Genomic DNA, 9,609 nt, shown 5'->3' with positions numbered 1-9,609 from the left:
TGAGGCTTTTAACGTTATTAAAATCAACAACTTTGGGACTGATATTTTGTGGCTTTTTGGACTAGTTGGTTTATGTGCCGCATCTGTCCGTTTTGGCACTGTCTCTGTGTCATATACTATATTTGGAGTAAGTATTGTTGATCTAATTATTGTTGGCTTTGTCCGACTGCATGGATTTTCATTTGATAGCCAACTGCTCATGAACAACAGTCTTTTTATTTTGACGCTTGCATTGGCTAATATGTTAGTATTCATTTGTGCTAATTTTGGGGCTTTTTGCGGAGTTTTGGGATATGTTGTTGATGATATGAAGGTTTTGATAGCGTCAAAACTATTTGGGCTATTAGTGGCTATTGGTTATATTCTATTTGGATTATCTAACCCAAAATTAGCTGTTACTTTATTAACTATTCTGGTGGCGACATTATTATCTATTTATCAGGCTTGGAGTGCAATTAATGGTCAACCAAGGCAGTTAGTAATTCTGAGAATAGCTAATGATTTGACCTCGGATTGGGGAACAAGGTTTTACAATGCTAATTTGACTGATGCTATTTTTGACAACGCTAATTTAAAAAATGCCGACTTCACAAAGGCTATTGGTGTGAAGCGCTCGTCTGGGGGTAGGGTGTAGGGAAAACGGTGTTGTCAGAGGAGAAAGACCGGGAGCAACACAATCGCCTTAAAGAAAACGAGGCTTCAGACGATGCGGGTTGTTGGGGCTTTTTCTTCCCCTACACCCACTCAGCCCTACACCCCTATACCCCTACACCCAGACGAGCGCTCTTTGTTTCACGTTAACAAGCGTGCCATTCGTCATTAGTCATTAGTCATAATAGGACGCTCGTTCACAACCCCGTATATTCTATGTCAAGCCAAATACCCGAAAAATTCTTAGAGAAAGGATTCAAAAGCTCAAATATAGAATCAAGCGGATGTGATTATCCGTGTTAAAAAATTAATTGCTACATTAAAAGGGAACAGCTTCTGATTGTGCGACGATGCTCCGCCCCGGCTTAAGCGTAGGCGCTAACCAAGTCATCGATATTGCTTTGAGTAGCTCCACGCTCCTTAAAGCGATCGCGCCATGCCTCCTCGTAGACATTTCCCTACGCTCTGTCTAGAGGAATATTCTGTGATCAGGCGACTCGGTTGATAATGATACTCGGCAATATCAGCAAAAGCTTGTGAGATGTTCAAGTGGATCATCAGTTGTATTTTGATTGTGATGTTGATTTTCGCCCTGACGTTACCATTTGGCGATGGGGATGAGACTGTAGATTACAACAGTTTTGGCAAAATCAAAATCGGGATGACGCTTGCTCAAGCTAAAAAAGCTGACCCCATGATAGCAATAGTGCAACTTAATGGTAAGCGCAATCAAAAAGACGGCTGCTTTTACGTGCAACCAAAATCTGGCTTTCAATTCTACCGTGTCAGATTTATGGTTGTAGATGGGAAAATTGTTACTTTTGAAATTAATGGCTCAAATGTGAAGACTACTCAAAATATCAAAGTAGGGGATTCACATTATAATCTCGCTACTTATGGAATTAAGAACTTTCAACTCATTGGTAACAAAAATAGTAAGCAACGCTACTTCATTTACACTCCCCCTAAAGCTCCCAACTACCGCATGATTTTTGAAAGTGGTGAGTATGATTACATTCGTCGCTATAGAGCCGGGAAACTACCATTCGTCAATTACCCCTTTGGTTGCGCTAATTATTCAAAAGTATAAGATAAATATGCGGTCAATTATTGATGAGTTTGATGATTTTCTCGACAATCCAATTCAATATATTATTTCCTATATCAGAGATATACCTAAATTAATTGTTACTGTATTTTTTTCGTGGATTATCTTTTTTTTATACCTTATATATATTCACCCATCCCAAACCGTCACGAGCAAATCATTAATTAATTTTGACAGTATTGGGGAAATCAAAATTGGTATGAGTGTTCAACGTGCAGAGGAAGTCTCTCACCTTCAACTCCTACCTATAACCAGTAGTGGACTAATTAGCAAAGGCTGCTATTATGTTGAGCCACAAGTCAACGCCCGACTTGAGCGCATCCGGTTTATGGTGATTAAAGATGCGATCGCTACTATTGAAGTTAGCCGTAACTATTCTTTACGTACCGTCAATGGCGCTCAAGTCGGGCAGAGTATTGATGAAGTCAAGGCAATCTACGGTAAAAATATAACAACTAAAGACTCAAACTTAGTCTATACCCCTCCCAAGAAGAAATTTCGCCTAGTTTTTGAAACAGAGCGAGGTCAAATTACTAGCTACAGAGCTGGGAGATTGCCGGAAGTTGACTATATAAATGGGTGCTTTGACTATAAAAACTGAATAAGAAAGTATTTAATCGAATGGCACTAAGTTAAACGCAAACCCTTGATATTACTGGGTTTTGGGTGTGGGGTGTAGGGTGTAGGGTGTAGGGAATTAAGAAGATGTTGAACTCCGCCGCGCAACTAAAATTTAATTATCTTAAACACTACCCCCTACCCCCTACACCCTGCCAGAAGCGAGGTTTTACCTTTTCTTAGTGCCATTCGTATTTAATCCTCAGTTTATAAACATTACGGTGGCGCGATTTTCCACTCTTCGGGGGTTAAACAACTTTTCTGCCCCGTTGGTATCATTCCCGTAGTTGCTGATACGCCAAAGTTAGTTAAGGCGTAATTCTCTACCTCTGCATCTCTAAAAGCTTGCTCTACCACTTCTTGCTTTTCTGCTCTCGACAAAACTTCAATTTTTACATTTTCTAGTGAAGGAGTTGCATCGCCTTTTTTTATCATGAAATCTTTTACATGATATAGTTGCTCTTCTCGTGGCTTCCCTACATTCAAACATCCTCTTGATTTGACAAACAACCCTGATAACAAAAAGCCCCTTATAAAGCCTTTTTTATTTATAAACTGTTTTTCATTAGCTGCCCAGACGTAGACTGGATCAACATATCCTTTCTCTTTGGGGATTTTAGTTATGCTACACCTTACGCCATTATGTAAACGACCACTATAATCTCCGCACACGTTCCAACTGATTCTGTACAAGTCCGGCGTATCTTCTACATACTTTCTTATCTGCTCTTTTACGGCCTTCTCCTTCTGAGCTTGCTCCTCTTCTAACGAAGCTGCATAAGCTGCTCTCAAGTCCCTCTGAGCCTGAGCTAACCTGTCTGCATCAGACTGGCAAGCGCCTAAGAGTGAACCTATCAAAGCAAGGGCTGTGAACAGAGCTATTTTATTCATGAATACTCCAAAAATTGATTAATAAAATTGCTTATCAATTTCTCTTTTAAGGCGATATCTACTTCTTTGTTCAACTACGAGCTGCAAATATTATATATATTTGTTCTATTTATACAATCAGGTCTTAACAGTTTTTTTAATTACTTTTGACAAGCTGGCGAATTTATAACATTTTTGGAAAAAAGTCAAGAAACTACAGTACGGAAAAAAACAGTACTAGAATAGCTTCATTTTGTGTATAGAGATGTGGCATATATAAGGTTGAGTGCAAAGACAAATCTAAATATGGAAAGAGTATGGACATTCTGGGAGTTTGATCATCCGATGAATAGCACAGTGCGGGTAATATCTACGCCATTAGGGTTAGAGATATTTGCCGAAGATGTGTTTAGAGTAGTTGCGCCTGAACTAAATAATCAAAAGGTAGTGCCGATAAATATCACTCTTCAAAATCGTTATGTAGTTATTGAAAGGGAGGTAATAATAATAAAAACTTTAAATTTTACAGGCATCAATAGCTTGAAAGGGATTGTAGCTGCCGACTTGATTAATAAATTTTTGCGTTGGGTCAGAACTACCATCCGTCCAATATTTCAAAGTGAACATCAATAAAATTAGAAGATCACAAGGAAGAAAATGAACACTATTAAAGCATCCGAAGACAAACAAAATACTAATAACAATCCGACACAGGCCGATACCGATAACACATCCCCCAGAGAAGGTACAGCCAACAATTCTAGCGGGACTCTGACTCAGGGCGCAGCACAGCCCGACAGTGTAACAACCTTAAATCTGAGTCCAAAAAATCCAGAGCCAACAAAACCAGAGCCAACAAAACCTAACGATTCAGCATCCACAGGCGGTAATGCGGATGACGATAAAAATAAAAATATTAATCCAGAAGAGCTAAGGAGATTAGTCATCGTGTCTGGAGATAAAGGAGGAGTAGGCAAGTCAACGGCGGCAAGAGGGATAGCACAAATGTATCTAGATCACGCAGTACGATTCGTAGGTTTAGATGCAGATAATTCTAATCCACACTTGATCAGATTTTATGGAGCGTCTGCTAATATTCTGACTTTGGACATATCCAATTCTGATAAATTAGATGAATTTTTAGATAATTTAAAAGAACTAGTTTATCCCAACTCTAAAGGAGATGGAAAAACCGGAGTATCACAATCGTTAATACTTTTAGAAACCCCATCACAATTTCTGCCAACTATAGAAATTTTATTCAAAGAAATGGGTTTTTTAGGTGTAGTAAACAACAAATGCAAAATGCAGGTAACTATAGTAGTAGTTATCAGTACAATAGTTGATTGTATAAACCAACTATTAAAACTCTATAGTTTCTGTGGGGATAATGTTGACTATGTGATAGTTAAAAATCTTTTTTACGGAGAGCCAGAACAATTTACTTTTTATGATAATTCACCAGAAATCAAAAAGATATCACAGCAAGTAAAAGCAGGAGGTCATCAGTTTGTAAGTATAAATATGCCAAAGCTGGCGAAAAAATCTTACGATTATTTAGATGTTAATAACATGACATTCAGACAAGGACTTGAACAAGATGAATATCCATCTGTATATGGTAGAGTTTTGAGTTGGTTAAACAATTTCAAAGGTCAAATAAAGCCAATAAAAACTTTGTTTGGCATCAAAGAATTTTTGCCTTAACTCCCTGCTCATCTCTTCTTTCATTCGGGAATGTAAAATTAGGATTAGCTAAAAAAAGTAAAAATGTCAAAAAGAATAATTATAACTGTAGGCACTACGGGGGTAGGCAAGTCTACAATTATCAAATTGTTGCTAGAAATTTTAGTCCACCAGGGGAAGCGGATAAAAGTTTATACTGAATCAGTAACGGTATTTAATGCTTATGAAAAAATGGCAACTATTAAAGAAATGAATTTATCAAATGAGGAAGCTGATGCAATAGCAGATGACCTAAATCATCTCAACCTAGATGTGATTATTGTTGAGGTTGGGCAAGATATTGAAAAATTAATTCAATATATTGAGAATGCTAGCTTGTTTGAGCTTGTAGTTAAATTTGGCTGGCAGCTAACGTTTTTGCAACCAATTACTCAGAAAACTAGCTGCATAACCTACTTAAGCCAAATCATTGAATCTGCTAGTAACAGTGCTAATTATGTCGTAGTTAAAAACTATCATTTCTTTCCAGAGTTTAGAGAATATGAGCAAAGTATACGGCAAAATCTGTTAATGATAGGAGGAACAGAAATACATTTGACTGCTCTACATCGAAATCATTATCAAGCAATGGAGAAAGCCGGGATACCATATTCAGAAGTTCCCCATGAAAAATCAATAATTTTATTTTGGAGAAGTTTTATCTTCCAGTGGATTAAAAAGTTTCGTGAATCAGTGATGAGTAACAATTTAGCTATTAAATATTTAGGATTAGACTAATGACAGTACAAGAGATACTGCAAGGTTATACCAGCGCAGAACAAAAACGCATAGTAGAAGGGGCCTACCAACTTGGTATCACACCAGATGATCCAACATTCAGAATGATGGCGACTCTAGGGAGATATGAGGAAACTATCATAGACCTCCAAGCAAGGATGGAGGCAATGATAGAAAGTTGGGCTGTAGAATTTGATCACAAACTGGTCAAGACAACTGAATCCGCCGAATCAATGCACTATAAGGTAGTGTCGAGCGCCGTTCGTGATGAGATGAAAAAAATTAAGCCCGCCGACACAGGAATAAAAGTGCAGGGAGGCTGGGGATTAGGAACAGTATCTTTAGTTTGTGGATTAGTCGCAGCAACCAGTACCTTGTTAGGGTCGCTGACTACATGGAATCTTGTCTCAAACTTAGGAACAAATCAGTCAGTAGTAGTATCACGTAATGATCTCAAGATTCTGCAATGGGCAAAATCCCCACAAGGGAAACAGATGTATCAAATTATTTTAAAAAATCAAGGTGCAATTGAAGCCTGTCAAGAAAAAGAAGATAAAACTAGAGGCTATTGTTTGATCCAAGTAGGTAAGTAAACTAACCTACCTTTAGGTAATCTTGTTCGATGTACCCAAGGCGGGTCGCTTCAATCAGAGCATTGACGCGATCGCTTACATCCAACTTGGCGAAAACCTTGTTAATATGCCCTTTGACAGTACTTTCGGTAATGAATAGCTGCTCGGCAATCAGCCTATTAGAATACCCTCTAGCCATGAGAGAAACAATTTCCATCTCAGTGCCTGTAAGATTTTCTTGGTAAGTTTTCCCTTTAATTTTCTGTTGGAAAAAAAAATTACGTCGGCTAAGATCAGGATCAAAAAAGGACTTACGATCATAGAAGGTAGTTTTAATTGCTTCTAGGATGAGGGGAATATTGTTCTTTTTGAGAATGTAAGAATCACAACCTGCATTTAAAGCAGATTGGACAATACTTTGACAATAATGAGAGGAAAGAACAACAATTTTGATGTTGCTTGTCTTGGCTTTGATTTGCTTAATTACCTCAACTCCAGAGATGTCGGGCAAGCCGATATCTACTAAAACTACATCAGGGCTTAACTCCTCAACTATTTTGACCCCCTCATTGCCTGTTCGAGCAATTTTCACCATCTCCATGTCTGGTTGTTGATTAATGGCCGTGGTGATGCCGAGTCTAATTAAATCTTCATCTTCAATAATTACTAATCGAATCATATATATAGGTTCGACTTGAATTAACGCTTATATTTATATCATCATACTTGTTTCTATCAGACAAGCATTGTATTTTTTAAATAAATATTAATACTCAAGTCAGATTGTTTCTAAGTATTGTCAGTATTAGAATAAAAATATACAAAATTTACAGTGTCATTTGAACTTCTTCATCTTGAAAAGTAGCGAAAATGACAATTAGGATGAAAGCATACTATGCAGCCGGAAATTTTCACAAAAAATTTAGAATTGTCGGGATTATTGCACGATATCTCAAATGCGTTTAAAGGAGCATCGATAATTGTCAATCAGATAATTGATGGAGCTTACGGGCAATCGTTAGAAGAAATCCGTCCTTTACTGATGACTCTACAGAAAACTAACGAGCGAGGTATCAGCTTAGTTGAAGCTAAGAAAAGCTCTGAAGAAGTCAGAGAAGTAACAAGATTCGATATGTTAGATTTTTTACAAAAAACCTATTCTCTATTTAAGCCAATAGCGCAGTATCATTCTTTAAATCTGCACTATGAAACTCAGGAATCATATACACAAGGAACCGAGGTGAGGGCTGAATTAGTCAACATTGACCGGATGATATGTAATATTCTTACCAACGCTATTAAGTACACCAAACAAGGAGATATCTTTTTAAGACTCCTCAATCAAGGGGATAACCTAGTTATTGAGATTGAGGATACCGGTTGTGGAATTGCTGCCGAACAACTCTCTAATATATTTATCCCGTTTTGGCGATCGCCTACTGTAGAAAGCAATCAATCTGGCGTAGGAATGGGATTATACATTGTCTTGTGTGTCGTTCATGCTCACGGATTGAGCATGAAGGTAGATTCTGTTGTAGGGCAAGGAACCAAATTCACCATCATATTTCCTTACAAGGAAAATGGTATTTATGGGGTTGATGGTAAGATGCTTCCTAAATCACACAGGAGACAAGATGCGTTACCTATATGATGTGAAACTATGGGATAGGATTGAAACTGTTGTAGAAGTTCTAATTTTTGTGGCTTTGATGATAGCCTTCCTCATCAAACTAGTACACAACGATTTTCTACAAGCAGTTTTTTACATAATACTCGCCTGGGTCATCTCACCCTGGTCAGGGATTGACCGGGTAAGGAAGCGGTATGTACTTGTGACAGTGTACTTTCTGGGTTTGTTTATCGGCTATTTTCATTAGTCCATCTCAGGGCCATCGGGCGATGTCTGCTGCTGTTGTGGTTGTGATTGTGGTGGCTGCGACTGTTCTTGTTGGCGTTGTTTTTGATCAAAGTTGATCAGTTTGTCTGTTTCTTCATTTGAAAGGTCGTTGTGCGTTACCTTATAATCAACGCTATTATCATCTTTTTGGGCAGTAAAAGCTGACTGATTGCTATTTTTACGCCAAACGGAAAGAAGCTGCATTCCTTGTTGCATCAAAAGTTGCAATCTATAGGCTTTACCATCATAGACGCGACCATCAGTAGTATCAATTCCTCTAGTAACAATAATCTTCATCAACGCGGGAATCAGCGATTTTTTGACTACCTCATGATTTTGGCTTTCTTTTGTTGGCTGCTGGCTATCTACTTCATGTAGTTTGCGTCCTTTAGACTGTAACATCTGCTGTAAGAAAGTCTTTTTCCTCTCGTTAACTAAATTTTCAACTCTCGTGGAGTTGTTTAATGGTGTTTTTTCAGTCTGAGTCAAACCAAATTTTTGCCTGTACTCTTGAAGATATTTATCCTTGAGTGAGCGCCTATACTCTTCAGTAGTTTGAGCATTGTGGGATAGAGATAGAGTATTTCTCATCTCACTAATAATATTGTCACGTTTTGCGGAGTCTAGTACAGGGGTTGACTGTATTGACGAAGGGGGAAATTTCTCCATCATCAGCGCCAGTCTGTAGGCCATCTGGTTGTGAGAAAGTCCACTATCCCGGTTAATAGTGGTAATTGTTTCAGAAACTAAGCTACTAGACATAAATATCTATGAAAGGTTATGCCCTTGTTATTAAAATTCTATTTCTGATTCTCTTGAATTATTCGGCTGTTGTGGTTGAGATACTTGATAATGCTCCTCAACCTTGGGGGTGTAAGTATCTTGGATAATCCTCTCACGCTGTTTGATTAAATCGTCAACAATTGACTCAATCGGAGGAAGGGAGATATCAGTTTGACCATTTTTTTCTTTTTCAAGCTGACCTTGAATAACTAATTCATTGTAAAGCTGACGTTGTTCGCCAATGGTCAGTTTACCAGTTTTCTCTAGCTTATCTAATAAATCAGATAAAGACTGCTCTTCATGAAAGAAGGCTCTTGAAGCAAGGGAGGCAGGGGAGGCAGGGGAGGCAGGGGAGGCAGAGTTTGTAAATTCTCCCCCTGCTCCCCCTGCCCCCAATTCTTCCCCTGCTCCCCCTGCTCCCCCTGCTCCCGTTTCTCCCCCCTCCTCTTGGTGTAGCTTTTTGGCTGATAATAAAGAACTAACCAACTCTGAAGTCACTCTTGAACTTTCACCTTGTTGAGGTTGTATTTTATTTACTTGGGATTTAATAGCCGGATGAACAGGCAAAGGAGTGTCACGGCTGCTGTTGCAATTGCCAAACAATGCTTTGTAATCAATATGTAATCTCTGTGCAAGTAAACCTAATT

At 38.3% G+C, this 9,609-nt stretch carries 13 protein-coding genes and 1 pseudogene; 9 read left to right on the top strand and 5 right to left on the bottom strand.

Annotation, left to right across the window (positions count from 1 at the left end; translation table 11 throughout):
* On the top strand, positions 1-634 hold a 634-nt coding region (locus H6G83_RS33935), incomplete at its 5' end, for a pentapeptide repeat-containing protein (protein WP_190480438.1).
* Between the two features lie 336 nt (positions 635-970).
* Here H6G83_RS33935 and H6G83_RS36185 read toward each other — a convergent pair.
* On the bottom strand, positions 971-1,105 hold the full coding sequence (locus H6G83_RS36185; protein ID WP_277876489.1) for a hypothetical protein: 135 nt from the start codon (positions 1,103-1,105) through the stop codon (positions 971-973).
* Between the two features lie 87 nt (positions 1,106-1,192).
* Between H6G83_RS36185 and H6G83_RS33930 the strand changes: the two genes are divergently transcribed.
* Both H6G83_RS33930 and H6G83_RS33925 read left to right on the top strand, forming a co-directional pair.
* Positions 1,193-1,741 (top strand): hypothetical protein, encoded by a 549-nt coding sequence (locus tag H6G83_RS33930; protein WP_190480436.1) that lies wholly within the window; start codon positions 1,193-1,195, stop codon positions 1,739-1,741.
* Positions 1,742-1,748: 7 nt separating this feature from the next.
* Positions 1,749-2,360: a hypothetical protein gene (locus H6G83_RS33925; protein ID WP_199328683.1), complete on the top strand. Its 612-nt coding sequence runs from the start codon at positions 1,749-1,751 to the stop codon at positions 2,358-2,360.
* A 233-nt stretch (positions 2,361-2,593) separates the two neighbouring features.
* On the opposite strand, the gene H6G83_RS33920 is transcribed toward H6G83_RS33925, so the two are convergent.
* Entirely contained in the window at positions 2,594-3,268 is a 675-nt protein-coding gene (locus H6G83_RS33920) for a hypothetical protein (RefSeq protein WP_190480435.1), read from the bottom strand.
* 285 nt (positions 3,269-3,553) lie between these two features.
* Here H6G83_RS33920 and H6G83_RS33915 point away from each other — a divergent pair, with 285 nt between their 5' ends.
* The 4 genes from H6G83_RS33915 (at position 3,554) to H6G83_RS33900 (ending at position 6,303) form a co-directional block, all read left to right on the top strand.
* The gene (locus tag H6G83_RS33915) at positions 3,554-3,880 is read left to right on the top strand and encodes a hypothetical protein (RefSeq protein ID WP_190480434.1); all 327 of its coding nucleotides are present in this window, start codon (positions 3,554-3,556) and stop codon (positions 3,878-3,880) included.
* A gap of 24 nt (positions 3,881-3,904) precedes the next feature.
* On the top strand, positions 3,905-4,954 hold the full coding sequence (locus H6G83_RS33910) for a P-loop NTPase family protein (protein WP_190480432.1): 1,050 nt from the start codon (positions 3,905-3,907) through the stop codon (positions 4,952-4,954).
* Positions 4,955-5,017: 63 nt separating this feature from the next.
* Positions 5,018-5,710: a P-loop NTPase family protein gene (locus tag H6G83_RS33905; RefSeq protein WP_190480430.1), complete on the top strand. Its 693-nt coding sequence runs from the start codon at positions 5,018-5,020 to the stop codon at positions 5,708-5,710.
* Positions 5,710-6,303 carry a DUF6753 family protein gene (locus H6G83_RS33900; protein WP_190480429.1) on the top strand — a complete coding sequence of 198 codons (594 nt, stop codon included), beginning with the start codon at positions 5,710-5,712 and terminating at the stop codon, positions 6,301-6,303. Before H6G83_RS33905 ends, H6G83_RS33900 begins: the two co-directional genes overlap by 1 nt.
* A 1-nt stretch (position 6,304) precedes the next feature.
* Here H6G83_RS33900 and H6G83_RS33895 read toward each other — a convergent pair whose 3' ends face one another.
* Complete coding sequence (locus H6G83_RS33895; protein ID WP_190480427.1) at positions 6,305-6,961, bottom strand: response regulator transcription factor; 657 nt, start codon at positions 6,959-6,961, stop codon at positions 6,305-6,307.
* Positions 6,962-7,177: 216 nt separating this feature from the next.
* Here H6G83_RS33895 and H6G83_RS33890 point away from each other — a divergent pair, with 216 nt between their 5' ends.
* Together H6G83_RS33890 and H6G83_RS33885 are read left to right on the top strand one after the other, a co-directional pair.
* Positions 7,178-7,933 carry a sensor histidine kinase gene (locus tag H6G83_RS33890; protein ID WP_190480426.1) on the top strand — a complete coding sequence of 252 codons (756 nt, stop codon included), beginning with the start codon at positions 7,178-7,180 and terminating at the stop codon, positions 7,931-7,933.
* Positions 7,917-8,159: a hypothetical protein gene (locus tag H6G83_RS33885; protein WP_190480424.1), complete on the top strand. Its 243-nt coding sequence runs from the start codon at positions 7,917-7,919 to the stop codon at positions 8,157-8,159. Before H6G83_RS33890 ends, H6G83_RS33885 begins: the two co-directional genes overlap by 17 nt.
* On the opposite strand, the gene H6G83_RS33880 is transcribed toward H6G83_RS33885, so the two are convergent.
* A complete protein-coding gene (locus H6G83_RS33880; protein WP_190480422.1) occupies positions 8,156-8,941 on the bottom strand; it encodes a hypothetical protein in 786 nt (261 codons plus the stop codon). The genes H6G83_RS33885 and H6G83_RS33880 overlap by 4 nt on opposite strands.
* A 30-nt stretch (positions 8,942-8,971) precedes the next feature.
* A pseudogene (locus tag H6G83_RS33875) lies at positions 8,972-9,609 on the bottom strand (DUF3854 domain-containing protein); the annotation flags it as partial.

Origin of the sequence: Anabaena azotica FACHB-119 (genome assembly GCF_014697625.1) — a bacterium.
GTDB lineage: Bacteria > Cyanobacteriota > Cyanobacteriia > Cyanobacteriales > Nostocaceae > Trichormus > Trichormus azoticus_A.
This window is presented reverse-complemented; position numbering and strand designations above follow the sequence as displayed.

Excerpts from the sequence above, each read along its gene's own strand:
- H6G83_RS36185 (WP_277876489.1), bottom strand. The coding sequence starts at position 1,105 with ATGTCTACGAGGAGGCATGGCGCGATCGCTTTAAGGAGCGTGGAGCTA.
- H6G83_RS33930 (WP_190480436.1), top strand. The coding sequence starts at position 1,193 with ATGTTCAAGTGGATCATCAGTTGTATTTTGATTGTGATGTTGATTTTC.
- H6G83_RS33925 (WP_199328683.1), top strand. The coding sequence starts at position 1,749 with ATGCGGTCAATTATTGATGAGTTTGATGATTTTCTCGACAATCCAATT.
- H6G83_RS33920 (WP_190480435.1), bottom strand. The coding sequence starts at position 3,268 with ATGAATAAAATAGCTCTGTTCACAGCCCTTGCTTTGATAGGTTCACTC.
- H6G83_RS33915 (WP_190480434.1), top strand. The coding sequence starts at position 3,554 with ATGGAAAGAGTATGGACATTCTGGGAGTTTGATCATCCGATGAATAGC.
- H6G83_RS33910 (WP_190480432.1), top strand. The coding sequence starts at position 3,905 with ATGAACACTATTAAAGCATCCGAAGACAAACAAAATACTAATAACAAT.
- H6G83_RS33905 (WP_190480430.1), top strand. The coding sequence starts at position 5,018 with ATGTCAAAAAGAATAATTATAACTGTAGGCACTACGGGGGTAGGCAAG.
- H6G83_RS33900 (WP_190480429.1), top strand. The coding sequence starts at position 5,710 with ATGACAGTACAAGAGATACTGCAAGGTTATACCAGCGCAGAACAAAAA.
- H6G83_RS33895 (WP_190480427.1), bottom strand. The coding sequence starts at position 6,961 with ATGATTCGATTAGTAATTATTGAAGATGAAGATTTAATTAGACTCGGC.
- H6G83_RS33890 (WP_190480426.1), top strand. The coding sequence starts at position 7,178 with ATGCAGCCGGAAATTTTCACAAAAAATTTAGAATTGTCGGGATTATTG.
- H6G83_RS33885 (WP_190480424.1), top strand. The coding sequence starts at position 7,917 with ATGCGTTACCTATATGATGTGAAACTATGGGATAGGATTGAAACTGTT.
- H6G83_RS33880 (WP_190480422.1), bottom strand. The coding sequence starts at position 8,941 with ATGTCTAGTAGCTTAGTTTCTGAAACAATTACCACTATTAACCGGGAT.